Origin of the sequence: Stutzerimonas stutzeri, assembly GCF_002890915.1 — a bacterium.
GTDB lineage: Bacteria > Pseudomonadota > Gammaproteobacteria > Pseudomonadales > Pseudomonadaceae > Stutzerimonas > Stutzerimonas stutzeri_AF.
Map to the genome: position 1 here is coordinate 764020 of NZ_POUT01000001.1, position 26706 is coordinate 790725.

At 66.7% G+C, this 26706-nt stretch carries 23 protein-coding genes; 12 read left to right on the forward strand and 11 right to left on the reverse strand.

Annotation, left to right across the window (positions count from 1 at the left end; all coding sequences use genetic code 11):
- Positions 1 to 47 precede the first annotated feature (47 nt).
- Positions 48 to 1238, forward strand: coding sequence for a delta-9 fatty acid desaturase DesA (gene desA, locus CXK94_RS03630; protein ID WP_102893302.1), 1191 nt, complete (start codon positions 48 to 50; stop codon positions 1236 to 1238).
- Positions 1239 to 1364: 126 nt separating this feature from the next.
- The gene (locus CXK94_RS03635) at positions 1365 to 2363 is read left to right on the forward strand and encodes a GGDEF domain-containing protein (protein ID WP_102893303.1); all 999 of its coding nucleotides are present in this window, start codon (positions 1365 to 1367) and stop codon (positions 2361 to 2363) included.
- A gap of 138 nt (positions 2364 to 2501) precedes the next feature.
- Here CXK94_RS03635 and CXK94_RS03640 read toward each other — a convergent pair whose 3' ends face one another.
- From CXK94_RS03640 to CXK94_RS03655, 4 genes are all read right to left on the reverse strand, one after another.
- Positions 2502 to 2909 carry a VOC family protein gene (locus CXK94_RS03640; protein ID WP_102893304.1) on the reverse strand — a complete coding sequence of 136 codons (408 nt, stop codon included), beginning with the start codon at positions 2907 to 2909 and terminating at the stop codon, positions 2502 to 2504.
- Positions 2910 to 2958: 49 nt separating this feature from the next.
- Positions 2959 to 4065, reverse strand: a complete 1107-nt coding sequence (aguA, locus tag CXK94_RS03645) for an agmatine deiminase (RefSeq protein ID WP_102893305.1) — start codon at positions 4063 to 4065, stop codon at positions 2959 to 2961.
- A 107-nt stretch (positions 4066 to 4172) separates the two neighbouring features.
- Entirely contained in the window at positions 4173 to 5054 is an 882-nt protein-coding gene (gene aguB / locus CXK94_RS03650; protein WP_102893306.1) for an N-carbamoylputrescine amidase, read from the reverse strand.
- A 210-nt stretch (positions 5055 to 5264) separates the two neighbouring features.
- Positions 5265 to 6641: a glutamine synthetase family protein gene (locus CXK94_RS03655; protein ID WP_102893307.1), complete on the reverse strand. Its 1377-nt coding sequence runs from the start codon at positions 6639 to 6641 to the stop codon at positions 5265 to 5267.
- A gap of 251 nt (positions 6642 to 6892) precedes the next feature.
- Between CXK94_RS03655 and CXK94_RS03660 the strand changes: the two genes are divergently transcribed.
- The 8 genes from CXK94_RS03660 to CXK94_RS03695 all read left to right on the forward strand — a co-directional run bounded on the left by CXK94_RS03660 (position 6893) and on the right by CXK94_RS03695 (position 16342).
- Positions 6893 to 7639 carry a gamma-glutamyl-gamma-aminobutyrate hydrolase family protein gene (locus tag CXK94_RS03660; RefSeq protein WP_037043582.1) on the forward strand — a complete coding sequence of 249 codons (747 nt, stop codon included), beginning with the start codon at positions 6893 to 6895 and terminating at the stop codon, positions 7637 to 7639.
- 29 nt (positions 7640 to 7668) lie between these two features.
- Complete coding sequence (locus tag CXK94_RS03665; protein WP_037043579.1) at positions 7669 to 9027, forward strand: glutamine synthetase family protein; 1359 nt, start codon at positions 7669 to 7671, stop codon at positions 9025 to 9027.
- A gap of 160 nt (positions 9028 to 9187) precedes the next feature.
- Positions 9188 to 10546 (forward strand): aspartate aminotransferase family protein, encoded by a 1359-nt coding sequence (locus CXK94_RS03670; protein WP_102893308.1) that lies wholly within the window; start codon positions 9188 to 9190, stop codon positions 10544 to 10546.
- A gap of 188 nt (positions 10547 to 10734) precedes the next feature.
- Entirely contained in the window at positions 10735 to 11832 is a 1098-nt protein-coding gene (locus CXK94_RS03675; protein WP_102893309.1) for a polyamine ABC transporter substrate-binding protein, read from the forward strand.
- Between the two features lie 267 nt (positions 11833 to 12099).
- Complete coding sequence (locus CXK94_RS03680; protein WP_037043569.1) at positions 12100 to 13185, forward strand: polyamine ABC transporter substrate-binding protein; 1086 nt, start codon at positions 12100 to 12102, stop codon at positions 13183 to 13185.
- Between the two features lie 94 nt (positions 13186 to 13279).
- Positions 13280 to 14431 (forward strand): ABC transporter ATP-binding protein, encoded by a 1152-nt coding sequence (locus CXK94_RS03685; protein ID WP_102893310.1) that lies wholly within the window; start codon positions 13280 to 13282, stop codon positions 14429 to 14431.
- The gene (locus CXK94_RS03690) at positions 14428 to 15324 is read left to right on the forward strand and encodes an ABC transporter permease subunit (RefSeq protein WP_037043567.1); all 897 of its coding nucleotides are present in this window, start codon (positions 14428 to 14430) and stop codon (positions 15322 to 15324) included. Before CXK94_RS03685 ends, CXK94_RS03690 begins: the two co-directional genes overlap by 4 nt.
- Positions 15325 to 15439: 115 nt before the next feature.
- On the forward strand, positions 15440 to 16342 hold the full coding sequence (locus tag CXK94_RS03695; protein WP_037043565.1) for an ABC transporter permease subunit: 903 nt from the start codon (positions 15440 to 15442) through the stop codon (positions 16340 to 16342).
- A gap of 149 nt (positions 16343 to 16491) precedes the next feature.
- Here CXK94_RS03695 and CXK94_RS03700 read toward each other — a convergent pair whose 3' ends face one another.
- From CXK94_RS03700 to CXK94_RS03725, 6 genes are all read right to left on the reverse strand, one after another.
- Positions 16492 to 17742 carry an NnrS family protein gene (locus tag CXK94_RS03700; RefSeq protein ID WP_102893311.1) on the reverse strand — a complete coding sequence of 417 codons (1251 nt, stop codon included), beginning with the start codon at positions 17740 to 17742 and terminating at the stop codon, positions 16492 to 16494.
- Entirely contained in the window at positions 17736 to 18560 is an 825-nt protein-coding gene (locus CXK94_RS03705; RefSeq protein WP_102893312.1) for an ABC transporter ATP-binding protein, read from the reverse strand. The genes CXK94_RS03700 and CXK94_RS03705 overlap by 7 nt, the downstream gene beginning before the upstream one ends.
- A complete protein-coding gene (locus CXK94_RS03710; RefSeq protein WP_102893313.1) occupies positions 18557 to 19348 on the reverse strand; it encodes an ABC transporter permease in 792 nt (263 codons plus the stop codon). The genes CXK94_RS03705 and CXK94_RS03710 overlap by 4 nt, the downstream gene beginning before the upstream one ends.
- A complete protein-coding gene (locus CXK94_RS03715; RefSeq protein ID WP_102893314.1) occupies positions 19345 to 20331 on the reverse strand; it encodes an ABC transporter substrate-binding protein in 987 nt (328 codons plus the stop codon). Before CXK94_RS03715 ends, CXK94_RS03710 begins: the two co-directional genes overlap by 4 nt.
- Positions 20331 to 22376 (reverse strand): TonB-dependent receptor plug domain-containing protein, encoded by a 2046-nt coding sequence (locus tag CXK94_RS03720; RefSeq protein ID WP_102893315.1) that lies wholly within the window; start codon positions 22374 to 22376, stop codon positions 20331 to 20333. Before CXK94_RS03720 ends, CXK94_RS03715 begins: the two co-directional genes overlap by 1 nt.
- A 127-nt stretch (positions 22377 to 22503) precedes the next feature.
- Positions 22504 to 23073: a DUF6436 domain-containing protein gene (locus tag CXK94_RS03725; protein ID WP_102893316.1), complete on the reverse strand. Its 570-nt coding sequence runs from the start codon at positions 23071 to 23073 to the stop codon at positions 22504 to 22506.
- A gap of 87 nt (positions 23074 to 23160) precedes the next feature.
- Here CXK94_RS03725 and CXK94_RS03730 point away from each other — a divergent pair, with 87 nt between their 5' ends.
- Entirely contained in the window at positions 23161 to 24099 is a 939-nt protein-coding gene (locus CXK94_RS03730) for an alpha/beta hydrolase (RefSeq protein ID WP_102893317.1), read from the forward strand.
- A gap of 7 nt (positions 24100 to 24106) precedes the next feature.
- Here CXK94_RS03730 and CXK94_RS03735 read toward each other — a convergent pair whose 3' ends face one another.
- Positions 24107 to 24874: a DUF2059 domain-containing protein gene (locus CXK94_RS03735; RefSeq protein ID WP_102893318.1), complete on the reverse strand. Its 768-nt coding sequence runs from the start codon at positions 24872 to 24874 to the stop codon at positions 24107 to 24109.
- 163 nt (positions 24875 to 25037) lie between these two features.
- On the opposite strand from CXK94_RS03735, the gene CXK94_RS03740 reads away from it, so the two are divergent.
- Entirely contained in the window at positions 25038 to 25646 is a 609-nt protein-coding gene (locus CXK94_RS03740; RefSeq protein WP_102893319.1) for a 2OG-Fe(II) oxygenase, read from the forward strand.
- Positions 25647 to 26706 lie beyond the last annotated feature (1060 nt).

Below are 26706 nucleotides of genomic sequence, written 5' to 3' on the forward strand. Positions count from 1 at the left end.
AGGGTTTCCCCTGGAACCGCTCGTTCACTATCGAGGCAGCACTATCCATGTGGCACACCGGTTTACTCGACCTCTCGGTCTGGCAGCTTATTGCGGCCGCGCTGCTGCTGACGCACATCACCATTGTCAGTGTCACCGTCTACCTGCACCGCTATTCGGCACACCGCGCGCTGGAGCTGCATCCCGCGCTCAAGCATTTCTTCCGTTTCTGGCTGTGGCTGACCACGGCGATGAACACCCGCGAATGGACCGCCATCCACCGCAAGCACCACGCCAAGTGCGAAACCCCCGACGATCCCCACAGCCCGGTGCACAAGGGCCTGGGCACGGTGCTGCGCAAGGGCGCCGAGCTGTACATGGCCGAGGCGAAGAACGAGGAAACGCTGCGCATCTACGGCAAGAACTGCCCGGATGACTGGCTCGAGCGCCACCTCTACTCCCGCTTGCCCAATGCCGGCATCGTGCTGATGCTGGCCATCGACCTGGCGCTGTTCGGTGCGCTGGGGCTGACGATCTGGGCAGTGCAGATGATCTGGATCCCGTTCTGGGCCGCCGGGGTGGTCAACGGCCTCGGCCACGCGGTCGGCTATCGCAACTTCGAGTGCCGCGACGCGGCGACCAACCTGCTGCCCTGGGGCATCCTCATCGGCGGCGAGGAGCTGCACAACAACCACCACACCTACCCGAACTCGGCCAAGCTCTCGGTGCGCAAATGGGAGTTCGACATGGGCTGGGCCTGGATCCGCCTGTTCAGTCTGCTCGGCCTGGCCAGGGTCAACCGCACCGCGCCGATCGCCCACCGCATCGAGGGCAAGCGCCAGCTGGACATGGACAGCGCCATGGCGATCCTCAACAACCGCTTCCAGATCATGGCGCAGTACCGCCGGCTGGTGATCGTGCCGCTGGTACGGCAGGAGCTCGGCCGCGCCGATGCCTCGCTGCGCCATCGGCTGCGCCGCGCCAAGCGCCTGCTGGCGCGCGAGCCGAGCCTGCTGCAACGGGAGCAGCAGGCGCATATCGAGGTCATGCTGGCGCAGAGCCAGGCGCTCAAGGTGATCTACGAGAAGCGTCTGGCCTTGCAGCAGATCTGGACGCGCACCAGCGCCAACGGCCACGACATGCTGGCGGCGATCAAGCAGTGGGTGCACGACGCCGAGGCCAGCGGCATCCAGTCGCTGCGCGAATTCGCCGAGCACCTGCGCACCTACTCGCTGCGGCCGTCCGTCGTACCCGCCTGACCTTCGATCGGCGCGATCGCCCGCCGTTGCGTCAGCCGGAACTTTGTCGCCTGCCGGCTCTCTGAACTGCATTCCAATCAATGCAGTACCGCTGCCGGCGCGCAGCGGTCGTTCAGGAAGAAGACCATGCAGTTGGCGAGCAATCGAAGTGATGCGGGAGTGGGCATGCTGCCGGGCGGCGATGCGCAGACCTTGCTGGCGTTGATGCATGCGCGGGCGGAAGCCGCACGGCTGGGCGAACGCGAGCAGCTGTTCAGCACGCTGCTGGGCAGCGTCAATGCCGTACTCTGGGCCTTCGACTGGCAGGCCCAGCGGATGATCTATGTCAGCCCGGCCTACGAGTGCATCTTCGGCCGTTCGCCGGCGCTGCTGCTGGCCGACTACGGCGAATGGCGCAACGCGATCTATCCCGACGACCTGGACTACGCGCAGAAGAGCCTGCTCGCCGTGCTCGACGAAGGCGCCGTGGAAACCCGCGAGTACCGCATCATCCGTGGCGACGGCCAGTTGCGCTGGTTGAGCGACAAGTGCTTCCTCGGCCGCCGCGCCGAGCATGGCCAGGGCCCGATCATCGTCGGCATCGCCGAGGACATCACCGAGAAGAAGCAGCTCGAGGGCGAACTGCAGCGCCTGGCCACCACCGATGTGCTGACCCAGAGCAGCAACCGCCGGCACTTCTTCGACTGCGCTCGCCGCGAATTCGATCATGCCCGGCAATTCGCCACGCCGCTGGCGTTCCTGCTGCTGGACATCGATGACTTCAAGCGCATCAACGACACCCATGGCCACCAGATGGGCGACCAGGTGCTGCAGAAGGTGGCCCGCTGCGGGGCCGCGGCGTTGCGCCAGAGCGACCTGTTCGGCCGCATCGGCGGCGAGGAGTTCGCCGCCGTGCTGCCGGGCTGCCAGCCGGACCTGGCCGAGCAGATCGCCGAACGGTTGCAGCGCGAGATCGAACGGGTGGTGTTCACCGCCGACAGCGGCGAACGTTTCCGCGTCACCGCCAGCCTCGGCCTGACCTACCTCAAGGCCAACGATGCCGAGCTGAGCGCGGTGTTCGCTCGCGCCGACGCGGCGATGTACCAGGCCAAGCGCCTGGGCAAGAACCAGGTGATCGTGGCCTGATACGCGGGCGTGGATTGGCCGGCGCGCGTAGATCGTAGGCTGGGTTGAGCGCAGCGAAGCCCAATGCGCGGAGTGTCATGCAGGAATGGGGTGCGGCGTACCCGTGTTGGGCTTCGGCGCTGCGCGCCTCAACCCAACCTACCTGGTCAGCTCATCGTAGCCACGGCCGAGGAACTCGATCAGGCAGAAGCCGTGGCCGAAGGGGTCGGCCAGCAGCGCCAGCCTGCCCCATTCGTGGCTCTGCGCCGGTTGTTCGAGGCGTGCGCCATGGGCAATCGCCCTGGCCACGGCCGATTCGATGTCGTCGACGACGAAATCCAGGTGCAGCGGTGTCCAGTGTCGCGCGTAGCTGCGGCGCGGGGGCTTCGCCGTGGCTGAGGCTGGCGTGCCGGGCTCCTTGCGCAACAGGTAGATCGGCGCCGGGCCGCCGAGCAGCTCGACGGCGAAGCCGCCCAGGCGATGCCCGACGCGCAGGTCGAACACCGTGCTGTAGAAGTCGACGGCCCGTTCCAGGTCGTCCACATCGAGATTCACCAGGAAATCCATCCGCACCCCCTCGCTGCTGCGCACGCGCCTGCCTGCGGGATTGGATGCGTCAGCGCGGAAGCGGCGCCGGCTGCTGCTGGGTGATGCAGTGGATGTTGCCGCCACCGAGCAGGATTTCGCGGCCCGGCACCATCACCACCCCATGCTCGGGAAAGACCTCGGCGAGGATACGCTGGGCTTCGCCATCCAACGGGTCGCCGAAGGCCGGCGCGATGATGCCACCGTTGACGATCAGGAAGTTCACGTAGCTGCCGGCCAGGCGGATCGACGGGTCGCGCGGCTGGCTGCCATCCAGCGCCGCCACGCCGGCGCATTCCGCGGCACTGGCATGCAGCGGGCCGGGGATCGGCATTTTGTACACGGTGATGGCCCGGCCCCTGGCGTCGCGAGCCCGCTCGAGCACGGCCATGGCGGCCTGGCAGCGTTCGTAGTTGGGGTCGGCCGGGTCGTCGGTCCAGGCCAGCAGCACTTCGCCGGGGCGCACGAAGCAGCAGAAGTTGTCGACGTGGCCGTCGGTCTCGTCGTTGTACAGGCCGTGCGGCAGCCAGATGATGCTGTCCACCGCCAGGTGCTCGCGCAGCACCTGCTCGATCTGTTCGCGCGAGAGATGCGGATTGCGGTTGCGGTTGAGCAGGCATTCCTCGGTGGTGATCAGGGTGCCTTCGCCGTCGACGTGGATCGAGCCGCCCTCGAGCACGAAACCCTCGGTGCGGTAGCGCTCGCAGCGCTCGATCTCGAGGATCTTCTCGGCCACTTCGTCGTCGCGCTGCCAGTCGGCGTAGAGCCCGCCGTCCTTGCCGCCCCAGGCGTTGAAGGTCCAGTCGACGCCGCGCAGGCCGCCGCGGCCGTCGATGACGAAGGTCGGCCCGGTATCGCGCACCCAGGCGTCGTCGCTGCTCATTTCCACCACGCGGATGCGCGGATCGTCGAGCGCCGCGCGGGCGGCATGGTACTGCGCGGCGCTGGCGCAGACGGTCACCGGCTCGAAGCGGGCGATGGCCTTGGCCACCGCGGCGAACGCGGCCTGCGCCGGTGCGGCCTGTTCGCGCCAGTTGTCCGGGCGCTGCGGCCAGACCATCCAGGTCTGGCTGTGCGGCGCCCATTCGGCGGGCATGAAGTAGCCGTCGGTGCGGGGTGTGGTGCTCAGGGTGGTCATGGCGATGTCCGTGGGTAGGGTGGAAAACGGCCGCAGGCGTTTTCCACCGCTGGTTTCCGAACGGTGGAAAACGCTGCGCGGTTTTCCACCCTACGAATGGCTGTGGCTCAGGCGGAGGGCTGCGAGCCGTCCAGGGTCCTGATCGGGCCGTAGAGGTTCGGCCGACGGTCGCGGAACACGCCCCAGGCGCTGCGGATGTGTTCCAGTTGGTCGAGATCGAATTCGTGCACCAGCACGCCTTCGCTGGTCTGGTCCATCTCCTCGACCTTGGCGCCGAACTGGTCGGCGATGAACGACGAGCCGTAGAAGGTGATGTCGTAGCCGTCCTGCTCTTCCTTGCCGATGCGGTTGCTGGCGACCAGCGGCATCAGGTTGGCGCCGGCGTGGCCCTGCTGCACGCGCTGCCAGTGCTCGCGCGAGGTGATGGTCGGGTCATGCGGCTCGCTGCCGATGGCGGTGGGGTAGAACAGCAGTTCGGCGCCCATCAGCGCCATGCTGCGCGCGGTTTCGGGGAACCACTGGTCCCAGCAGATGGCCACGCCGATCTTCGCGTAGCGGGTGTTCCAGACCTTGAAACCGGTGTCGCCGGGGTTGAAGTAGTACTTCTCGTGGTAGCCCGGGCCATCGGGAATATGGCTCTTGCGGTAGACGCCGAGCAGCGCGCCGTCGGCATCGATGATGGCGATGGAGTTGAAGCGCGCGCGCCCGGCCTGCTCGAAGAAGCTGATCGGCAGCACCACCTGCAGCTCGGCGGCGACCTTGCAAAAATGCTGGATGGCCGGGTTGTCCTCGACGCTGGTGGCCAGCTGCAGGTACTCGGGATTGGGTTTCTGGCAGAAGTAGGGCGTCTCGAACAGTTCCTGGATCAGGATGATCTGCGCGCCCTTGGCGGCGGCTTCGCGCACCAGCTTCTCGGCGTTGGCGATGTTCGCCTGGCGATCCCAGGAGCAGGCCATCTGGGTGGCGGCGACGGTAACGGTACGGGACATGGCGGCCTCGCTGGGTTGGGGCTTTCGGAAATGGAGTGATTCTAGGCGATGTCGTTCGGAGGAGCAGCTGGAAGCCTGAAGCTGGAAGAAAAAGCTCACCCAGCCTTACCGTGGTGTAGATCGTAGGCTGGTCACGCTTCGCTGACCTGACGGGTGGCGTCATGGTGGATGTGAAAACGACATCCACCCTACGCTTGCTTCCAGCTGCTCTTAGACCGTATGCAGGTACCAGTTGTATTCCAGGTCCGAGATCGAATGCTCGAACTCGGCCAGCTCGCTCTCCTTGCAGGCGACGAAGATGTCGATGTAGTCGGGGCTGATGTAGCGCGCCATGATCTCGCTGTCGTCCAGCTCGCGCAGGGCGTCGCGCAGGTTGGTCGGCAGGCTCGGCTCGACCTGCTCGTAGGAGTTGCCCTCGATCGGCTGGTCCGGCTCGAGCTTGTTGGTCAGGCCGTGGTGCACGCCGGCGAGGATGCCCGCCAGCAGCAGGTAGGGATTGGCATCGGCGCCGGCGACGCGGTGCTCGATGCGCACGGCATCGGGGCTGTCGGTGGGCACGCGCAGCGCCACGGTGCGGTTGTCCATGCCCCAGCACGGCGCATTGGGCACGTAGAACTGGGCGCCGAAGCGGCGGTAGGAATTGACGTTGGGGCAGAGGAAGGCCATCGAGGCCGCCATGGTCTGCTGCAGGCCGCCGATGGCATGGCGCAGCGGCTGGCTTTCCAGCGGGTTGTCGGTGGCGAAGATGTTGTTGCCCTGCTTGTCCAGCAGCGAGATGTGCACGTGCAGCCCGTTGCCGGCCTGGCCCGGATAGGGCTTGGCCATGAAGGTGGTGTCCATCTCGTGGTCGTAGGCGATGTTCTTGATCAGCCGCTTGAGCAGCACCGCGTAGTCGCAGGCCTTGATCGGGTCGGCGACGTGGTGGAGGTTGACCTCGAACTGTGCCGGGGCGCTTTCCTTGACGATGGCGTCGGCGGGGATGCCCTGTTCCTTGGCGCCCTCGAGGATGTCCTGCAGACAGTCGACGTATTCGTCGAGGTCGTCGATCAGGTAGACCTGGGTCGAGTGCGGGCGCTTGCCGGAGATCGGCGAGCGCGGCGGCTGCGGCCGGCCGTTGATGTTCTCCTGATCGATCAGATAGAACTCCAGCTCGAAGGCGGCGCAGATGGTCAGGCCGAGTTCGTCGAACTTGCCCACCACCTGGCGCAGCACTTCGCGCGGGTCGGCGAAGAACGGCGCGCCGTCGCGCTCGTGCATGGTCATCAGCAACTGCGCGGTGGGGCGGCGCTGCCAGGGTTCCTTGCTCAGGGTATTGGGGATCGGGAAGCAGGTGCGGTCGGAGTCGCCGATGTCCATGCCCAGGCCGGTGCTTTCCACGGTGATGCCGTTGATGTCGAGGGCGAACAGCGAGGCGGGGAGGTTGATGCCCTTCTCATAGACCTTGTGCAGGCTGGCGCGCTCGATGCGCTTGCCGCGCACCACTCCATTCATGTCGGTGATCAGCAGGTCGACGTACTGAACCTCCGGGTGTTCCTTGAGAAACGCGTTCGCTTCGTTGAGCTGAACGGCACGCGGCGGGGGGGCCATGATGAAGTACCTTAATTGTTAAAAATTTCAATCATCAGATGCTTGTCTGTGAGTCAATCGAAAAGCCTCTGCGCTGTCAATAGTCGCACCCGGATGCCCCGTGAGTGCCCACGTTGGGCCTATTTTGGGGCGCCCTGGGCTGGCGCGGCAGGTCGCGCGTGACGCGGGCATGGGCCGGAGAGGCGGGCTATTGTCTATAAAAATGAACAAGACTACTCTCCGGTATGCCCCATCCGACTAACGAGTATCCCATGCCTCGCATGCCCCTGATCGGCGTCAGCGCCTGTACCAAGCAGATCGGCTCCCACAGTTTCCATATCGCCGGCGACAAGTACCTGCGCGCCGCGGCGATCGCCGGCGTGCCACTGGTGATTCCGGCCCTGGACGAGCTGATCGAGCCGGCCGCCCTGTTGGAAAACTTCGACGGCCTGCTGTTCACCGGCTCGCCGTCGAACGTCGAGCCCCATCATTATGGCGGGCCGGCGAGCGCTGCGGGCACCCCGCACGACCCGTCGCGCGACCGCCTGACCCTGCCGCTGATCCGCGCCGCGGTCGAGGCCGGGATTCCGGTGTTCGGCATCTGCCGGGGCTTCCAGGAAATGAACGTGGCCTTCGGCGGCAGCCTGCACCAGAAGGTCCATGAGGCCGGTCCCTACCAGGACCACCGCGAGAATCCCGACGACCCGCTGGAGCTGCAGTACGGCCTCAGCCATGCCTTGCACGTGCAGCCGGGCGGCCTGCTGCAGCGTCTTGGCCTGCCGGCGCAGATCAGCGTCAACTCGGTGCACGGCCAGGGCGTCGAGCGCCTCGGCGACGGCCTGCGCATCGAGGCGCTGGCACCCGACGGGCTGATCGAGGCGTTCTCCGTCGAGCATGCGCGCAGCTTCGCTCTGGGCGTACAGTGGCATCCGGAATGGAAGGTGCACGAGCACCCCCATTACCTGGCGCTGTTCCAGGGCTTCGCCGAGGCCTGTCGGGAGCACGCCCGAACACGCTGACGGTCGACTCACCCCCATTCGAGGTCACCATGAGTATCCAGCTCGACCAGCTCACCGGCTGGCTGAAAGAACGCAAGATCACCGAAGTGGAATGCCTGATCAGCGATCTGACCGGCATTGCCCGCGGCAAGATTTCACCGACCAACAAGTTCCTCGACGAGCGCGGCATGCGCCTGCCGGAGAGCGTGCTGCTGCAGACCGTCACCGGCGACTACGTCGAGGACGACATCTACTACGAGCTGCTCGACCCGGCCGACATCGACATGTTCTGCCGCCCCGATCCCAACGCGGTGTTCCTCGTGCCCTGGGCCATCGAGCCCACCGCCCAGGTGATCCACGACACCTACGACAAGATGGGCAATCCCATCGAGCTGTCGCCGCGCAATATTCTCAAGCGCGTGCTGAAGATGTACGCCGACAAGGGCTGGCAGCCGATCGTCGCGCCGGAGATGGAGTTCTACCTGACCAAGCGCTGCGAGGACCCGGACCTGCCGTTCCAGCCGCCGGTCGGCCGCTCGGGCCGCCAGGAGACCGGCCGCCAGTCGTTCTCCATCGATGCGGCCAACGAGTTCGACCCGCTGTTCGAGGACATGTACGACTGGTGCGAGGCCCAGGGCCTGGACCTGGACACGCTGATCCACGAGGAAGGCACCGCGCAGATGGAAATCAACTTCCGTCATGGCGAGGCGCTGCACCTGGCCGACCAGATCCTGGTGTTCAAGCGCACCATGCGCGAGGCGGCGCTCAAGCACAATGTCGCCGCCACCTTCATGGCCAAGCCGATGACCGGCGAGCCGGGCAGCGCCATGCACCTGCACCAGAGCGTGATCGAGCTGGAAACCGGGCGCAACATCTTCTCCAGCCCCGACGGCTCGATGAGCCAGCTGTTCCTGCACCACGTCGGCGGCCTGCAGAAGTACATCCCCGAGCTGCTGCCGATGTTCGCCCCCAACGTCAATTCGTTCCGCCGCTTCCTGCCCGACACCTCGGCGCCGGTGAACGTCGAGTGGGGCGAGGAGAACCGCACGGTGGGCCTGCGCGTGCCGGATTCCGACCCGCAGAACCGGCGGGTGGAGAACCGTCTGGCCGGCGCCGACGCCAACCCCTACCTGGCCATCGCCGCCAGCCTGCTGTGCGGCTACATCGGCATGGTCGAGCAGTTGCCGCCGAGCCAGCCGGTCAAGGGCCGTGGCTACGAGCGGCGCAACCTGCGCCTGCCGCTGACCCTGGAAGCGGCGCTGGAGCGGATGGAAACCTGCCGCGAGCTGGAGAAGTACCTGAGCCCGAAATTCATCACCGGCTACGTCGCGGTCAAGCGCGCCGAGCAGGAGAACTACCACCGCGTCATCAGCTCCTGGGAGCGCGAGTTCCTGATGTTGTCGGTGTAAAGCAGTCGTAGGGTGGATGTCGCTTTTTACATCCACCGTGACTCCGTTCGGTGGCGCGCTATCCGGTGGATCGGTGAAGCGCGATTCACCCTACGTGAGCCGTAGGGGGATGATGCTCTCTTCATCCGCCGATCATGCACACAAGACCAAGAGGTGACCGATGAGCGATTCGCAAACCCTGCACTGGCAAGCCCTGAGCCGCGACCATCACCTGCCGCCGTTCACCGACTACAAGGCGCTGAACGCCAAGGGCACGCGCATCATCACCCGGGCCTCCGGCGTGTACCTGTGGGATAGCGAGGGGCACAAGATCCTCGACGCCATGGCCGGGCTGTGGTGCGTCAACGTCGGCTATGGCCGCGAGGAACTGGTCGAGGCGGCGGCCCGGCAGATGCGCGAGCTGCCCTACTACAACCTGTTCTTCCAGACCGCGCACCCGCCGGCCGTGGCGCTGGCCAAGGCCATCGCCGACATCGCGCCGGACGGGATGAACCACGTGTTCTTCACCGGCTCGGGCTCGGAGGCCAACGACACCGTGCTGCGCATGGTGCGCCATTATTGGGCGATCAAGGGCAAGCCGGCGAAGAAGGTGGTCATCGGCCGCTGGAACGGCTACCACGGCTCGACCGTGGCCGGCGCCAGCCTCGGCGGGATGAAGGCCATGCACGGCCAGGGCGACTTCCCGATCCCCGGCATCGAGCACATCGACCAGCCCTACTGGTTCGGCGAGGGCGGCGACATGGACCCGGACGCGTTCGGCCTGCGCGTCGCCGAGCAGCTGGAGCGCAAGATTCTCGAGGTGGGCGAGGACAAGGTGGCGGCCTTCATCGCCGAACCGATCCAGGGCGCCGGCGGCGTGATCATCCCGCCGGACAGCTACTGGCCGAAGATCCGCGAAATCCTCGCGCGCCACGACATCCTGTTCATCGCCGACGAGGTCATCTGCGGCTTCGGCCGCACCGGCGAATGGTTCGGCAGCGACTACTACGGGCTGAAACCGGACCTGATGCCGATCGCCAAGGGCCTGACCTCCGGCTACATCCCCATGGGCGGCGTGGTGGTGCGCGACGAAGTGGTGCAGACCCTCAACGAGGGCGGCGAGTTCTACCACGGCTTCACCTACTCGGGGCACCCGGTGGCCGCCGCGGTGGCGCTGGAGAACATCCGCATCCTGCGCGAGGAGAAGATCGTCGAGCGGGTCAAGGCGAAAACGGCACCTTATTTGCAATCACGCTGGCAGGAACTGCTCGAACACCCGCTGGTGGGCGAGGCCCGTGGCGTCGGCATGCTCGGCGCCCTGGAGCTGGTGAAGAACAAGAAGACCCGCGAGCGTTTCGCCGAGCCGGGCGTGGGCATGCTCTGTCGCGAGCACTGCTTCCGCAACGGCCTGGTGATGCGCGCGGTCGGCGACACCATGATCATCTCGCCGCCGCTGGTGATCGGCGAAGCGGAGATCGACGAGTTGATCGGCAAGGTCAGGCGCTGCCTGGATGCGACGGCCACGGATGTCCTGGGCTAAGGTTGTCGATTGTGTGGCCGGCATGCGTTGGGCTTGTTGAAAAAACGCCCCCGACCTTGCCAGACTGCGCGCGTGCTCATGGCCAGACCTGCCGCGCGGTGTGTCGATGCCGGCACGCCGCCAGGCCGCGGCGTTCATTGGCCTGTTCCACTGCCCCGATATAAACGATGACAACAGGAGCTGCACGGATGAATCCCTTCGCCAAGACCCTATTCGCCATGACGCTGGCCGGCACCGTCGCCGGGGCTGCGCAGGCCCAGGAAAAGGTACTGCACGTCTACAACTGGTCCGACTACATCGCCGAAGACACCCTGGAGAACTTCACCAAGGAAACCGGCATCAAGGTGGTCTACGACGTCTTCGACAGCAACGAGGTGCTGGAAGCCAAGCTGCTGGCCGGCAGCTCCGGTTACGACGTGGTGGTGCCGTCCAACCCCTTCCTGGCCAAGCAGATCAAGGCCGGCGTGTTCCAGAAGCTGGACAAGGCCAAGCTGTCGAACTGGGACAACCTCGACAAGGACCTGCTCAAGGCGCTGGAGCCGAGCGATCCGGGCAACCAGTACTCGATTCCCTACATGTGGGGCACCATCGGCATCGGCTACAACGTCGACAAGGTCAAGGCCGTGCTCGGCGACAACGCGCCGGTGGACAGCTGGGACCTGGTGTTCAAGCCGGAGAACATCGAGAAGTTGAAGTCCTGCGGCGTTTCCTTCCTCGATTCGCCGACCGAGATCCTCCCCGCCGCCCTGCATTACCTGGGCTATGCCCCGGACAGCGGCAAGGCCGACGAGCTGAAGAAGGCCGAGGAGCTGTTCATGCAGATCCGCCCGCACGTGGCCTACTTCCACTCCTCCAAGTACATCTCCGACCTGGCCAACGGCAACATCTGCGTCGCCATCGGCTATTCCGGCGACATCTACCAGGCCAAGTCGCGCGCCGAAGAGGCGGCCAACGGCGTCAACGTCGGCTACAAGATCCCGCAGGAAGGGGCCGGCAGCTTCTTCGACATGCTGGCGATCCCGGCCGATGCGAAGAGCGTCGACAATGCCCACGCCTTCCTCGACTACCTGATGAAGCCGGAGGTCATGGCGTCGATCACCGACTACGTGCAGTTCCCCAACGGCAACGCTGCCGCGACCCCGCTAGTGGACGAGGCGATCCGCACCGACCCGGGCATCTACCCGAGCCAGGCGGTGCTGCAGAAGCTCTACACCTTCCCTGACCTCGATCCGAAGACCCAGCGGGCCATGACCCGCAGCTGGACCAAGATCAAGTCCGGTCGCTGATCCGCTTCGGCCAGGCCGGGCCCGCTCACGCGGCCTGGCCTGACCAGGCCCGAGACCGCTCCGCTACGCCGGCTGGCGGAGCGACCCCACCGCGAGGAAAACGATGGAAACGCCTTTCCCGCCGCTCGTCGCCCGTTCCCGCATTCCTTTCTTTCGCGACCGCATTGGTCGTCGTGTCAAATCTGTTGATTTCCAGAGGTTTTTCCAATAAATAGCCCGCCTTTCCCGCCGGGATAACGTGCGGCCTGTAACAAGAGGACTCATCCCATGCGCTCGACCCTCAAGTCGCTGATCATCGCCGCCGCCATCGCCGGTACCGCCACCGCCCAGGCCGCCTCGGTGCACATCTATAACTGGTCGGATTACATCGGCGAAACGACGCTGGAAGAGTTCGAGAAGGAGACCGGCATCAAGCCGGTCTACGACGTCTTCGACTCCAACGAGACCCTCGAAGGCAAGCTGCTGGCCGGGCGCAGCGGCTACGACGTGGTGGTGCCGTCCAACCACTTCCTCGGCAAGCAGATTCGCGCCGGTGCCTTCCAGGAACTGGACAAGAGCAAGCTGCCGAACTGGGAAAACCTCGACCCGGCCTTGCTCAAGCAACTGCAGAAGAACGACCCCGGCAACGCCCATGCGGCGCCCTACCTGTGGGGCACCAACGGCATCGGCTACAACGTCGAGAAGGTCAAGGCGGCCCTCGGCGTCGACGAGATCGACTCCTGGGCGGCGATCTTCGAGCCGGAGAATGCCGAGAAGCTGGCCAGCTGCGGCATCGCCTTCCTCGATTCGGCCGACGAGATGATCCCGGCCATGCTCAATTACCTGGGCCTGGACCCCAACAGCGAGAACGCCGCCGATTACCAGAAGGCCGAGCAGAAGCTGCTGGCGGTACGCCCGCACGTGCGCTATTTCCACTCGTCCAAGTACATTTCCGATCTCGCCAATGGCAACATCTGCGTCGCCGCCGGCTTCTCCGGCGACGTGTTCCAGGCCGCCGCCCGCGCCGAGGAAGCCGGCAAGGGCATCGAGATCGCCTATGCGATTCCCAAGGAGGGCGGCAACCTCTGGTTCGACATGCTCGCCATCCCCGCCGATGCCGAAAACGTCGAAGAGGCGCATGCCTTCATCGACTACCTGCTGCGCCCCGAGGTGATCGCCGCGGTGAGCGACTACGTCGGTTACGCCAACCCCAATCTCAAGGCGGGCGAACTGATGGACCAGGACGTCCGTGAGGACGCCTCGGTGTATCCGCCGCAGGAAGTGCTCGACCGGCTCTACGTCTCGGCCGAGCTGCCGCCGAAGGTCCAGCGCCTGATGACCCGCAGCTGGACCAAGGTGAAATCCGGCAAGTGAATCCCAGGGCGCGCCGCGTGCGGCGCGCCCGCAGCAACGACCACCAGATATCCGGCGCAGGCCGGGCCAACCTTTTCATTTCGGGAGTTCGCGCATGGCCGTTGCCTCCAGCGCCTACAAGAAAGCCCTCAGCGGCGAGAGCAAGAACAAGCAGGTGCTGCTGAAGATCGATCGCGTCACCAAGAAATTCGACGAGACGGTGGCGGTCGACGACGTCTCGGTGAGCATCCACCAGGGCGAGATCTTCGCCCTGCTCGGCGGCTCGGGCTCGGGCAAGTCGACGCTGCTGCGCATGCTCGCCGGCTTCGAGCGGCCCACCGAGGGGCGCATCTTCCTCGACGGCCAGGACATCACCGACCTGCCGCCCTACGAGCGGCCGATCAACATGATGTTCCAGTCCTATGCGCTGTTCCCGCACATGAGCGTGGAGCAGAACATCGCCTTCGGCCTCCGACAGGATGGCCTGGCCAAGGCTGAGATCGACGAGCGGGTCAAGGAAATGCTCGGCCTGGTGCAGATGACCCAGTACGCCAAGCGCAAGCCGCACCAGCTCTCCGGCGGCCAGCGCCAGCGCGTGGCACTGGCGCGCTCGCTGGCCAAGCGGCCCAAGCTGCTGCTGCTCGACGAGCCGATGGGCGCGCTGGACAAGAAGCTGCGCTCGCAGATGCAGCTGGAGCTGGTGCAGATCATCGAGCGCGTCGGCGTGACCTGCGTGATGGTCACCCACGACCAGGAAGAGGCCATGACCATGGCCGAACGCATCGCCATCATGCACCAGGGCTGGATCGCCCAGGTCGGCAGTCCGATGGACATCTACGAGACACCGGCCAGCCGCCTGGTCTGCGAATTCATCGGTAACGTCAACCTGTTCGACGGCGAGCTGATCGAAGACGCCGAGGACCATGCGGTGATCGACTGTCCGCAACTGGAACGGCCGATCTATGTCGGCCACGGCATCAGCACCCGCGCCGAGGACAAGCGTGTGACCTACGCCCTGCGCCCGGAGAAGCTGCTGATGAGCCTGGACAAGCCGGTGCTCGAGCTGGCCGGCTACAACTGGGTGCAGGGCGTGGTGCATGACATCGCCTACCTCGGTGGCCACTCGGTGTACTACATCAAGCTGGAATCGGGGACGCTGCTGCAGGCCTTCGTCGCCAACGCCGAGCGCCACGTGAAATGGCCGACCTGGGAAGAGCAGGTCTACCTGCACTGGCTCAGCGACAGCGGCGTGGTGCTGCAGGCATGAGCCGGGCACGGCTGAACAGCGGGCGCCGGCTGGTCATCGGCGTTCCCTTCCTGTGGCTGTTCCTGTTCTTCCTGCTGCCGTTCGCCATCGTCCTGAAGATCAGCTTCTCCGAGGCCGACGTGGCGATTCCGCCGTACACGGAAATCTTCAGCTACGCCGAGCAGCAGCTGCAGGTGTTGATCAACCTGGGCAACTACATCTTCCTCAGCGAGGACGACCTCTACCTGGCCGCCTATGCCGGCTCGTTGAAGATCGCCTTCTTCAGCACCCTGCTGTGCCTGCTGGTCGGCTACCCGATGGCCTACGCCATCGCCCGCGCGCGCAAGGACCTGCAGACCGTGCTGCTGCTGCTGATCATGATGCCGACCTGGACCGCGATCCTCATCCGCGTCTATGCCTGGATGGGCATCCTCAGCAGCAACGGCCTGCTCAACAGCCTGCTGCTGGGTATCGGCCTGATCGATTCGCCGCTGCAGATCCTCAATACCGACCTGGCGGTGTACATCGGCGTGGTCTATTCCTACCTGCCGTTCATGATCCTGCCGCTCTACGCCAACCTGGTGAAGCACGACCCGAGCCTGCTGGAAGCCGCGTCCGACCTTGGCGCGCGCAACCTCACCCGCTTCTGGAAGATCACCGTGCCGCTGTCGAAGAACGGCATCATCGCCGGCTGCATGCTGGTGTTCATCCCGGTGGTGGGCGAGTTCGTCATTCCCGAACTGCTCGGCGGCCCGGAGACGCTGATGATCGGCAAGGTGCTCTGGCAGGAATTCTTCAACAACCGCGACTGGCCGGTGGCCTCGGCGCTGGCGGTGGTGATGCTGGCGATCCTGCTGGTACCGATCATCCTGTTCAACCGGAACCAGGCCAAGGAATTGGAGGGCAAGCTATGACCGCGACAGTAGCAGCCAGCTTGCTGGCGATCCCGGATGGCACGAACGTCCGCCATTGCGAGCAGGCCCGCACCTGCGCGGACCCGTCCCGTTCGACCCGTCCCGAGGGCACGCCATGAAACGCTGGAGCTTCTCCAACCTGATCCTGATGCTCGGCCTGCTGTTCATCTACCTGCCGATGGTGATCCTGGTCATCTACTCGTTCAACGCCTCGCGGCTGGTGACGGTATGGGGTGGCTGGTCGCTGAAGTGGTATGCCGGCCTGCTCGACAACGCCCAGCTGATGGGCGCGGTGATGCGCTCGCTGGAAGTCGCCGCCTACACCGCCATCGCCGCGGTGGCGCTGGGCACCATGGCGGCGTTCGTGCTCACGCGCATCCCAGTGTTCCGTGGCCGCACGCTGTTCGGCGGGCTGGTCACCGCGCCGTTGGTGATGCCCGAGGTGATCACCGGCCTGTCGCTGCTGCTGCTGTTCGTCGCCATGGCCCAGCTGATCGGCTGGCCGGCGCAGCGCGGCCTGGTGACCATCTGGATCGCCCATACCACCTTCTGCTCGGCCTACGTCGCGGTGGTGGTGATGGCGCGCCTGCGCGAGCTGGACCTGTCCATCGAGGAGGCGGCGATGGACCTCGGCGCGCGGCCGTGGAAGGTGTTCTTCCTGATCACCATGCCGATGATCGCGCCGTCGCTGGCGGCCGGCGGCATGCTTTCGTTCGCCCTGTCGCTGGACGACCTGGTGCTGGCCAGCTTCGTCTCCGGGCCGGGCTCGACCACGTTGCCGATGGAGATCTTCTCCGCCGTGCGCCTGGGCGTGAAGCCGGAAATCAATGCGGTGGCCAGCCTGATCCTGCTCAGCGTATCGCTGGCCACCTTCCTCGCCTGGTACCTCTCGCGCCGTGCCGAAAAGCGCCGCATCCGCGCCATGCAGCAGGCGAGCGACGAGGGCAGCGGCACGCCGACCTGGCGCCAGGTGATCGAGAGCCGCAAAGCGATGGCGCCGCCCTCGGCACATAGCTGAACCGCCAGAGCCGTAGGTTGGGTTGAGCGCAGCGAAGCCCAACGGGCGACGTGTCAGGCAACGCTTCGGCTTGCGCTACGCGCCTCAGTGGAGCGCCGCCCGACCCGGCCTACGGTTCCGCCGGGGGGGGGGCGAGCTGTGTCGCAGCACTACCGGCAGCCCGGCGCATTGTCCTCGCTCAGCGGCTCCTCGCAACCCTGCCCGCCGTCCGGCCTGGGGCTCAGCCAGATCGGTGCCAGGTAGCGCAAGGCCAAGGCGAAGGCCGTCAGCCAGCCGAGGCCGGCCAGCAGCGTCAGTACCTGCGCCGGTGCGCCCGGCAGGCCCGCGCCGGCGCGCAGCAGCGCGGCCAGCACCAGCAGCGCGGCCGCCAGCGGCACCCAGCGGCGCTGGTCCAGCGCATGGCCGCTGTGGGTGCGCCCGGCGATGCACAATACCGCCAGGATCGACACGCCCATCGCTCCGAGCGTCAGCAGGTGCCGGCCGGCGCTGCTGGCTACGCCGTTCGCCAGCAACGAGATGCCCAATGTGGCGTAGCCCAGCGCCATCAGCCAGTAGACGCTGTAGAGCATCAGCGACCAGCGCTCGAACAGCGCCCGGCCGATATGCCAGTCGTTCAGCAGATTGAGCATCGCCGCCGCCGCGGCCAGCGCCAGCCAGCCGTTGAGCGCCACCGGCAGCGCCAGCCATTCGCCGAGGCTGAACAGCGCGATGCAGACGATCGCCAGGTTGCGTCGCGGCGGCCGGGCGCGATAGTCCTCGTCCACCTCGTGGCCACGGTCGCGGCGGGCCTGGATGGCGTCGTTGAGGATGCGCATGGAGATGCGGCTCATCGCCACCACGATCAGCACCATCATCACGCCGACGCCTGCGTGCAGCCAGCGCATCGGGTAGTGGCCGGCCAGCACGTCGAGATGAAAGCCTGCCGTCACCAGCGCCAGCGCGCCGAGCCCGCCGAAGAATCCGTACTGGCGGCGCAACGGGTCGCCCAGCAGGCGTGGCGTCAGCAGCACCGGCAGCGCCAGGGCGAAGGCGACGTTGCCCAGCGCGGCCGGCCACGGCCCGAGCACGCCGGACAGCCAGAAGCACAGCCGCGCCGCCAGCCAGAGGGCGACGAAGCCGAGGCCGACGCGCCGGCCGAACGCCGCGCTGGCGGTGAATTCGGGCACCGCGGTGAGGACGAAGCCGGCCACCGCGGCGAGGCCGAAGCCCAGCAGCAGCTCGTGCGCATGCCAGACCAGCGGGCCGCCCGGGACCGCCGGCAACGCCAGGCCGAAACCGAGAAAGCCGAGCCAGAGCGCCACGCCGAGCACGGCCAGCAGCACGCTGACGAGAAACAGCGGGCGGAAGCTGCACAGCAGCAATGGCCAAGCGGCGAGCCGGCGGGTGACGGTAGTCAGCATCGTGAACGCCTCCTGCTGGCAGTGGCTGGAGAGGCCGCCTCGCGTATGGCGCCCTGGGCGACGCTCGGCAACGCTTGTGGCGCGCGCGTGGCCAGGCCGAAGCTCTGCCGCACCGCCGGCAGCTGCAACAGTTCGGCGGTGTGCTGGTAGATCCAGGCATCGGTGCGCTGCGGCGCGGGCAGGTCGAGTTCCAGGCGGCTGACGATGCGCCCCGGCTCGGCCGCCATGACCAGGATGCGGTCGGCCAGGCGCACCGCTTCCATCAGGTCGTGGGTGATCATCAGCACGCCCATGCCGCGCGCGGCCTGCTCGGCCAGCAGCAGCGCGTAGAGCTCCTCCTTGAGGCCGATGTCCAGCGCGGCGAAAGGTTCGTCGAGCAGCAGCAGGTCCGGCTGCAGCACCAGCGCGCGGGCCAGCGAGACGCGGCTCTGCATGCCGCCGGAAAGCTGGTGCGGGAACTTGGCCAGATCGCCTGTGCCCAGGCCCAGGCGCAAGGCCAGCGCAGTGGCCTGCCGCAGGCGCGCGTGCCGGGCGATACCGCGCGCCTTGAGCCCCAGCGCGATGTTGTCGGCGCTGGTCTTCCACGGTAGCAGGCGCGGCTGCTGGAACATGCTGGCCGGGTTGCGGAAGCCGTTGTCGATGCGGCCCTCCTGCACGTCCAGCAGCCCGGCGCAGAGGTGCAGCAGGGTGGTCTTGCCGCAGCCGGAGGGGCCGACCAGGGCGACCACCTCGCCGGCGGCCAGGCCGAAGTCGATGCCGGCGAAGATCTCGTCGCGGCCGAAGGCGTGGCCCAGGCCGTGGACCTGCAGGCGCTTCATGGCGATACCTCGCGCCAGCGTTCGACTTCGCGCTTGATCGGCTCCAGCAGCAGGTATTCCACCGCCAGCAGCAGGCCCACCACGGCGCTGATCCAGGCCATGGTGGCGCTGGTGTCCAGATGCGAGCGCGAGACCGCCAGCGCCGCGCCGACGCCGTCCTGGGTGGCGAGCAGCTCGGCCATCACCACGATCTTCCAGGCCATGCCGAGGGCGGTGATCCAGGCCGGGAACAGGTAGGAGACCACGTGCGGCAGGTAGACATCGAAGAACAGCATGCGTCGCGGCAGGCGCAAGGCCAGGGCCATGTCCTTGAGCTGGTTGTCCAGCGTGCGCGTGCCCTGCAGGGCGCCGACGAACACCAGCGGGAAGCTGGCGATGAACACGGTGAACACCGGCGTGCCGTCACTGGCGCCGAACCAGAGCATCGCCAGCACCAGCCAGGCGATCGGCGGCATGCCCATCAGCACCGTGACCAGCGGCCGCGCCATCATCGAGGCGGTCATGGAGACGCCGGCGGCCAGCCCCAGCGCGCTGCCCAGCAGCACCGAGAGGGCGAAGCCGAGCAGGGCGCGCCGGCCGGTGGCCAGCAGTTCCGGCCAGGCCGCGCCATCCTCGATCAGCTGCAGCAGGCGGGCGAAGGTGTCCAGCGGCGCGGGCAGCACCAGCGGACCGTAATGCGCGGCCACCGCCTCCCAGCCGGCGAGCAGCAGGCACAGGCTGGCCAGCGCGCCCCAGCCGCTCCAGAGATAGCCCGGCAGGCCGCCCAGCCAGCTGCGCAGCAGGCTCATGGCCCAGCCGGCGCGTAGAAGTCCGCCGGCGGCAGCTTGCCGCCGACCAGCGCCGGATTCTTCTCGAGCAGCCGTTCGAAGAGGAACTCGACTTCCGCCCGTGCCTCGGCGGCCGGCACCGCCTGCATCTGCGCCACCGCCAGCGAGTCGGCGACGGCCTCGGCGCTGAGCATCGGCAGGTGCCTGGCGACCAGTTGGCCGCAGGCATCGGCATGGGCGTGGCACCACTGCAGCGAATCGGCATAGGCCCGGGCGATGTGCGCGGCGAGCGCCGGGTCGTCCTTGATGCTGGCCATCAGGGCGATGCCGGCCTGGGGAATGCGTGCCTCGCGCTGTAGCAGGCGGCCCCATTCGCGCTGCAGGTCCACGCTGCGATGCAGCTCGGGTGCGACCAGGCTCAGGGGGCCCTCGGCGGCCTTGCGCAATGCCATGGAGATCGCCGGCTCGGCCAGCAGCGCATGGTCGGTGCGCCGCATCAGCAACAGCTGCATGGCATCGATGGGCGTGGCGACGTAGCGCAGGCGCAGGTCCTTGCGCAGGTCCAGGCCTTCGCGCTCGGCCAGCAGGCCGAAGAGGATGTCCGGCATGTCGCCGCGAAACGGCAGGGCGATTTCCTTGCCGCGCAGGTCGCCGATGCTGTTCAGCTGCGGATCGCGGGACACCAGCCAGAGCAGGCCCCAGGTCGAGACGTTGAGCAGGCGCAGGCTCGCGCCGCGGTTGTAGAGGTTGGCGGCGACGTTGACCGGCATGGCCAGCACGTCGGCCTGGCGGTTCAGTGCCATCAGCCGCAGCTGGTCGGGATCGCGCCAGGCGACGAATTCGACCTGCTCGGCGATATCCGCCAGGGCACCGGACTCGACCATGTGGATCAACGGGTTGGACACCGAGGAGGACGGGCCGGCCAGCACCAGGCGCGGCAGCTTGCCCGCCAGCGCCGGCGTGGCGGCGGCCAGCAGGACGATGAGCAGCAGTCGGCGGATCATCAGAAGCTTCCACTCACGGCCAGGGTGATGCCGCGTCCGGGCGCTTCCAGTTCGTAGCCGCTGACGCCGTCGGCCAGGTGCTCGTGATAGGCCTTGTCGAACAGGTTGCTCAGCTTGGCGTCGAGGTTGGCGCTGTGCAGCACGCCGACCTTGCCGAAGCCCCAGCCGAGGCTGGCATCGGCGGTGACGAAGCCGGCAGTCTCATCCTCGGTGCCGTTGGAGAAGCGCGTGGCGACGCGGTCCTGCTCGGCCACCGCGCGCAGCTGGGCGTGCCAGTAGAAGCCGCGCTCGGCCGGCTGGCCGATGCCCAGGGTCAGTTCGTGGGCGGGCATCTGGTACAGCGGCTCATCGTCCTGCTTGTTCTCGCCGCGCAGCCAGGTGAAGCCGGCGTCCACCACGAAGGCGCCGACGGCCTTGCTGGCGCCGCCTTCAAGGCCGTAGATCACCACCTCGTCAAGGTTCTCGGTGCGCTTGATCGGCAGGCCGTTGGGTGAGTTCATGCCGGTCACGCGGCCGGCGATGTAGTCGTCGATGCGGGTATGGAAGGCCGCCAGGCGGTAGTCGAAACCATCGCCACGGCCCTTGAGGCCGATCTCGAAGCTGGTGGAGCGCTCGGGGTCGAGCTGCGGGTTGCCGATGTGGTAGTAGCCGTCGCCGCGGGCGGCATCCTCGAAGCGCTCGCGCAGGTCGGGGGCACGGTAGGCCTGGCCGACGTTGGCGTAGAGGTTGAGCGTGTCGCTCAGCGGGTGGGTGGCGCCCAGCGACCAGGACAGGCTGGTGTCGCTGCTGCCGAGGCCGCTGGTCTGCGCGGCGGCGCCGCTGCCCTTCTGCCTGGCGTCGCCGCGGACGCGATCCAGGCGTGCGCCGGCGACGAGGGCGGTGCGGCCGAGCTCGAACTCGTCCTGGGCGAACAGGCCGTAGGAGGTCACCTCGCCGTCCTTGAACGGGTCGTTGCGCTGGTCGTTATCGAAGAAGGGCGGGTTGTTGTGGATGTGCCGTTCGGGGTCGCCGGTCATCCGCCAGCCTTCGACGCCGACGCTCAGCAGGTGGTCGGCCAGCGGCACCCGGTAGGACGAGCGCAGGCCGTGGGTGATGAAGCTGACGTCGTTGCGCACCTGGTTGCGGCCGAGGTTCTCGGAGTAGGCGCGGATTTCCCGGTAGACCTCCTGGCGGTAGACCTCGGTGCTCAGGGTGCCCTCGCCGAGGCGATTCTCCAGGCCGACCTGGAACAGCTCGCGGCGCTGCTCCGGCGAATGCATGGTGACGGTGCCGAGCAGCGCCGGGGTGCCGCTGCGGGCCGAACCGGGATACCAGACATCGCGGTCGGTATGGCGCTGCAGGTTGAGGTTGACGCTGACATCGTCGCTCAGCCGCTGCTTGTACTTGAGCAGCAGGTTGTCGGAGCTGTAGCCAGTGCGTTCCTCGGTGCCGCCGGGGCTGTCGTAGTCGTTGAGCTTGCGGCCGGCGACGCCCAGCACCAGCGCATGGTCGCTGCTGGAGTTGCGCAGCAAGGCCGCGCCATGGAAGCCTTTGTCGACGCTACTGGCGGACAGGCCGAAGCGTCCGCCCGTTTCCTCCTGCTCGGTGAAGCGCGCTTCGGGGGTGATCAGGTTGACCACGCCACCCATGGCGCCGCTGCCGTAGAGCACCGAACCCGGGCCCTTGACCACCTCGGCGCGGTCGAGCAGGCCGAGGTCGAGGAAGGAGGCCAGCGAGCCCTGCGGCTGCGCCGAATTGACCCGCACGCCATCGACCATCAGCACCACGCTTTCCTTCTTCAGGCCGCGCAGCACCGGGTTCTGGCCCCAGGCGCCGTCGCTGTGCACGGCCAGGCCAGGTTTACCGCGGAACAGGCTGCCGGCCGGCGCGCCGGTTTCGCTCGGCCGCGGCTGCAGTACCTCGATCGCCTGCGGGATGTCCTGGGTCGCGGCCTGGTAGCCCTTGGCGGTGACCACGGTTTCCTCCAGCTCCAGCGGGGCGGCGAGAACGGAAGAGGTGCTGATGGCCAGGCAGGCCAGGGCCAGCGGGTGCAGGCGGAGAATCATCGAACGGCTCCCATGAAGATCGTCGGCGGTGCTGCCGACCGCAACAATGGGTGCGATTCTCTTTCAGTTGATAATAATTATCATTTGATTGCGATCAAGTTTGCCTGCCGTACTGCCGCCGTATTCGCTATTGCTGCCAGTCGCAGAAACAGGCCACCGCCAGCGAGTGGGTGGCGCGCACCTTGCGCCCGGCGAGCACTGCCTCGAGGATGGGCTCGACGAAGCTGTTGTCCGAACTGCACACCGCGCCCTCGCTGTAGGGGCCGATGTAGACCAGCTCGCCTTGCTGGTCCCAGATGCCCACCGCGGGGCTGGCCGGCAGCCGCTCGGCACCGATGAGTCCTTCGAGAGGCTTGAGCGCGGCCAGCGGCTGCGGCAGGCGGCCCTGGCTGCCCGGCTTGCGCACTTCGTAGAACTCGACCGGCTGCCCGGCGAAGCGCTGCAGCAGCTCCTGCAGGTGCTGCTGGTTGCCGACGTTGCACGGGCAGCCCGGGTCCCAGAAGTGCACGAAGCGCACCGCGCCGTGGCCCTGCAGTTCGGCGGGCAGCCTGAGCGCGTCGCCGGAGAACAGCTCGGCGCGCTCACCCTCGAAGGTGCGCAGGTAACGCCCCTCGAACCACTGGAAGGCGGCCAGCATGGCGCCGGCCCAGAGCAGGGCGATCAATGCGGCGAGCAGGTATTTGCGGCGGGTGCTCATGGCGGAATTCTGTTTGCGGGTGCGCAAGCTTGCCATGATGCGGCGCAGAGCTGAATATCCCGAGTCACCGCAACCCGAAAGAATCCCATGCCCGCGCGTATCCAGCCCGAGCGTTTGCGTCGCGGCCTGCCGCCGTTGTCCCAGGCTGTCGACGTATCCGCTGAAGCCCTCGAGTATCAGGCCTACTACGGCCTGAACATGCCGCACCGGCGCAATGTCCAGCGCCGCCTGGGGCGCTTCCGCGTACATGACTACGATGTGGTCGCCCAGGCCTGGTGGCCGGAACAGCCGCATGCCAGCCTGCTGATCCTGCACGGCTACTACGATCACATGGGCCTGTATCGGCACGTGGTGGACTGGGGCCTGGAGATGGGCTTCGCCGTGCTGGCCTGCGACCTGCCCGGGCACGGGCTGTCCAGCGGCCCGCGCGCCAGCATCAACGAGTTCGACGAGTACCAGGCGGTGCTGGCCGGGCTGTTCGAACAGGCGCGCCAGCTGGATCTGCCGCGCCCCTGGCATCTGCTCGGGCAGAGCACCGGCGGCGCCATCGCCCTCGACCATCTGCTGCACCAGGCGGACAACGCCGATCTGGGGCGGACCATCCTGCTGGCACCGCTGATCCGCCCGCGCGCCTGGCTGCGCTCGCGGCTCAGCTACGAGCTGGTGCGGCGCTTCGTGCGGCAGATCCCGCGGACCTTCACCGACAACTCCAGCGATCCCGCCTTCCTCGAGTTCGTCCAGAGCCGCGATCCGCTGCAGCCGGACATCCTGCCCACGGCCTGGGTCGGTGCGCTGTCGCGCTGGATCCCGCGGATCGAGGGGGCGCCGGACAGCACGCACTCGCCGCTGATCATCCAGGGCGAGGCGGACATGACCGTGGACTGGCGCCACAACCTGCCCATGCTGCAGCGCAAGTTCGCCACATCGGAAATCCTCCGCCTGCCCGATGCGCGCCACCATCTGGCGAACGAACGCGAAGAGCTTCGCCGCGTCTACTTCGACTTCCTGCGCGAGCGGCTGAAGTAGCGCCGGCTCAGATGCTCGGCTGTTGCGGTTCCAGCTCGTTGCCGCTCATGCCCACCGCCAGACCTGCCCGCAGTGCCTGCAGCGCAGCCTGGTAGTAGGCCTTGCCCGCGTCCGACTGGGCGAACTGCAGGAACTCCTCCAGCTCGGCATCGGACAGCTCGCGATAGACGTAGAGCAGGGTGTTGTCGAGATCGCCCTCGATCTGCTCGACCATGCGCTGGCGTTGGCTGCCCAGCAGGTTTTGTGCCTGGCCGCCGCCGAGCAGGCCGGGAATCATCTGGCTGAGGCTGTCGGCCGCGACCCCGGCCAGCGCCAGGCTGACCTCGGCGCCCGCTTCGCTGGCGGGAATGGCCTGGGCCAGATGACGGATCAGCAACTGACGATTGCTGCCGGCCTCCATGCGCGGCAGGCCGCCGGCGTGGCGGGCCAGCTGTTCGCGGCGGGCGGCGAGGACTTCGGCCGAGACGATCTTGCGCCCCAGCGGCGACTGGAAGAACGCCAGTGCTGGCTGCGGCTGCGCCAGGTTCGCCCGTAGCGCACCCAGGGCCCGCTGGTCGATGGCGTGGGAGGCGAAGCGGCGATTGCTGTTGGTGACCAGCGCCTGGAACACCGCCGGCGGCAGGGTGTCCTTGTAGCGTTGCTGGGCGGCGGTCAGCGCATCGGCGAAATTGGCCCGCTGTTCGGTCCAGCCGGCGGTCTCGTAGAGCTCTTCGTAGGTATCGGCGAAGCCGACGAGGCTGAAGGTCAGCAGTGCACAGGCTAAAAGGGCGCGCATGGAAACTCCTGTCTGGCGGGCGGTCTATTTTCCGTGCCCCGGCGTATGCTTGTCGAGGCGCGAACGCACTGCTGCCGCGGGCTGGCGAGATTGCCGCAGCGCAGCTTGTGGCGGAGTCGCGACAGACTCTAGACTCTGTCAGTATCCCTTCGGAGTCACTTCCTTGCCGTTCTCTTCGATCATCGACGACCTGGCCGAGCGCGGCTGGTCGTTGCAGCGTTCCTTCCTTTCCAGTGATGTGACCCACAAGCTGGCCGACGAGTGCCGCAGGCGCGAGGCCGAGGGTGCGCTGGCGCCGGCCGGCGTCGGCCGCGGCGAGGCGCAGGCGGTGCACGAAGGCATCCGCAGCGACCATATCCAGTGGCTGGAGCCCGGCCAGTCGCCGGTGTGCGATGACTACCTCGAGCTCATGGACGGCTTGCGCCAGCAGCTCAACCGCGAGCTGTTCCTCGGCCTGGAGGAGTTCGAGTGCCATTTCGCCTTCTACCCGCCGGGGGCGTTCTACCAGACCCACCTGGACCGCTTCCGCGATGACGACAGCCGTTGCGTGACCGCGGTGCTCTACCTCAATCCGGACTGGCAACCAGCGCATGGCGGCATGCTGCGCATGCACTTCGCCGACGGTTCGCAGCTGGACGTCCCGCCGCTGGCCGGCAACCTGGTGGTGTTCCTTTCCGGCGAGTTCCCCCATGAGGTGCTGGCCACCCAGGCCGAGCGCCTGTCGCTCACCGGCTGGTTCCGCCGACGGCCGGCGGATGTGCTGGCGCTCTGATCCTTCTCTTGGCTTGGTGGTGAAAGCCGCTGCCCGGGCGATCGGACGTTCACGGACAGGTTGGCGCTGAGCGTAGCGAAGCCCAACTGGAACGTGTTGGGCTTCGGCGCTTCGTTCCTCGACCCAACCTGCGCAACGCGCTATGGCATAGCCGTAAAAAAGGTTCTTCGCATTTCATGGGACAGGCTGCTTGACACCGGACTGGCAAGATTGGGTGTGTTGAATGAAAGTTTTGCTTTCATTGGCGATTAACGAGCTGCTTGAGAGCTTGGTTTCGCCCTGCTGGGCGAGTTCCTTTTGGCAGTCGCCCCAAAAGGAACCAAAAAGTCTTGCCCCTGCATCCGGCCCTGCGCTACGCGCAGGGTTCGTTCTCTCCATCGCCGCTCCAGGGGTCGGCTTACAAGGGCCATCCATGGCCCTTTAAGCCTTTCGCCGCATCCCTGCGGCTCAACCCCCTACGCAACGATTCCGCTCACCCTCCTGAAGGGGCGTTGGGTGTCGCCTGATGGTTCGTACAGAAAGAAAAAGCCAAGCCAAAGCAAGCATCAACGGTCTTCCAGGCAACTCGGACTCCGTTCCCGTCAGGAGGCTGAGTGGAGGTGTCGCGCAGGGGGACGCGAGGCATGGACGCCGAGCGAGGAACGAAGGGACAGGGACGTCCCTTCGTGACGGCCCCCGGAGCGGCATCGGAACGAGGGGAGTCTGGCCGCGTAGCGGACAGACCCGGATGTCGGGTGCCCTTCTTCTTTGGTTACTTTCTTGTTGGGCAAGCAACAAGAAAGTGACTCGGCCGGGGGGCCGAAACCAGAAGTGTCAGCACACTCGGTAAGCGCCCTGATCACCAAGGCGCAAGCCCAAACCAAATGGCAGCAACACCCAAACTTGCCAGTCCGGTGTCAATCCTTGCTTCCCCAAGAAAGCGCGATGACCCCAAATCGGGATAGGGGACGGCTACCGCCGTTCCCCTCCCACACCACCCGGCATGCGGGTCCGCACCGGGCGGTTCGAGATGTTGAGGTCAGGAGAGTCTTGGCATGCCCAGACGATCGAAATAGCTGAT

Bases quoted from the DNA above. Each gene is read 5' to 3' on its own strand.
- CXK94_RS03685 (WP_102893310.1), top strand. From the start codon at position 13,280: ATGGCCGTTGCCTCCAGCGCCTACAAGAAAGCCCTCAGCGGCGAGAGC.
- aguA (WP_102893305.1), bottom strand. From the start codon at position 4,065: ATGACCACCCTGAGCACCACACCCCGCACCGACGGCTACTTCATGCCC.
- CXK94_RS03680 (WP_037043569.1), top strand. From the start codon at position 12,100: ATGCGCTCGACCCTCAAGTCGCTGATCATCGCCGCCGCCATCGCCGGT.
- CXK94_RS03695 (WP_037043565.1), top strand. From the start codon at position 15,440: ATGAAACGCTGGAGCTTCTCCAACCTGATCCTGATGCTCGGCCTGCTG.
- CXK94_RS03715 (WP_102893314.1), bottom strand. From the start codon at position 20,331: ATGATCCGCCGACTGCTGCTCATCGTCCTGCTGGCCGCCGCCACGCCG.
- CXK94_RS03640 (WP_102893304.1), bottom strand. From the start codon at position 2,909: ATGGATTTCCTGGTGAATCTCGATGTGGACGACCTGGAACGGGCCGTC.
- desA (WP_102893302.1), top strand. From the start codon at position 48: ATGTGGCACACCGGTTTACTCGACCTCTCGGTCTGGCAGCTTATTGCG.
- CXK94_RS03730 (WP_102893317.1), top strand. From the start codon at position 23,161: ATGCCCGCGCGTATCCAGCCCGAGCGTTTGCGTCGCGGCCTGCCGCCG.
- CXK94_RS03725 (WP_102893316.1), bottom strand. From the start codon at position 23,073: ATGAGCACCCGCCGCAAATACCTGCTCGCCGCATTGATCGCCCTGCTC.
- aguB (WP_102893306.1), bottom strand. From the start codon at position 5,054: ATGTCCCGTACCGTTACCGTCGCCGCCACCCAGATGGCCTGCTCCTGG.
- CXK94_RS03700 (WP_102893311.1), bottom strand. From the start codon at position 17,742: ATGCTGACTACCGTCACCCGCCGGCTCGCCGCTTGGCCATTGCTGCTG.
- CXK94_RS03690 (WP_037043567.1), top strand. From the start codon at position 14,428: ATGAGCCGGGCACGGCTGAACAGCGGGCGCCGGCTGGTCATCGGCGTT.
- CXK94_RS03660 (WP_037043582.1), top strand. From the start codon at position 6,893: ATGCCTCGCATGCCCCTGATCGGCGTCAGCGCCTGTACCAAGCAGATC.
- CXK94_RS03655 (WP_102893307.1), bottom strand. From the start codon at position 6,641: ATGGCCCCCCCGCCGCGTGCCGTTCAGCTCAACGAAGCGAACGCGTTT.
- CXK94_RS03635 (WP_102893303.1), top strand. From the start codon at position 1,365: ATGCAGTTGGCGAGCAATCGAAGTGATGCGGGAGTGGGCATGCTGCCG.
- CXK94_RS03675 (WP_102893309.1), top strand. From the start codon at position 10,735: ATGAATCCCTTCGCCAAGACCCTATTCGCCATGACGCTGGCCGGCACC.
- CXK94_RS03670 (WP_102893308.1), top strand. From the start codon at position 9,188: ATGAGCGATTCGCAAACCCTGCACTGGCAAGCCCTGAGCCGCGACCAT.
- CXK94_RS03710 (WP_102893313.1), bottom strand. From the start codon at position 19,348: ATGAGCCTGCTGCGCAGCTGGCTGGGCGGCCTGCCGGGCTATCTCTGG.
- CXK94_RS03665 (WP_037043579.1), top strand. From the start codon at position 7,669: ATGAGTATCCAGCTCGACCAGCTCACCGGCTGGCTGAAAGAACGCAAG.
- CXK94_RS03735 (WP_102893318.1), bottom strand. From the start codon at position 24,874: ATGCGCGCCCTTTTAGCCTGTGCACTGCTGACCTTCAGCCTCGTCGGC.
- CXK94_RS03705 (WP_102893312.1), bottom strand. From the start codon at position 18,560: ATGAAGCGCCTGCAGGTCCACGGCCTGGGCCACGCCTTCGGCCGCGAC.
- CXK94_RS03720 (WP_102893315.1), bottom strand. From the start codon at position 22,376: ATGATTCTCCGCCTGCACCCGCTGGCCCTGGCCTGCCTGGCCATCAGC.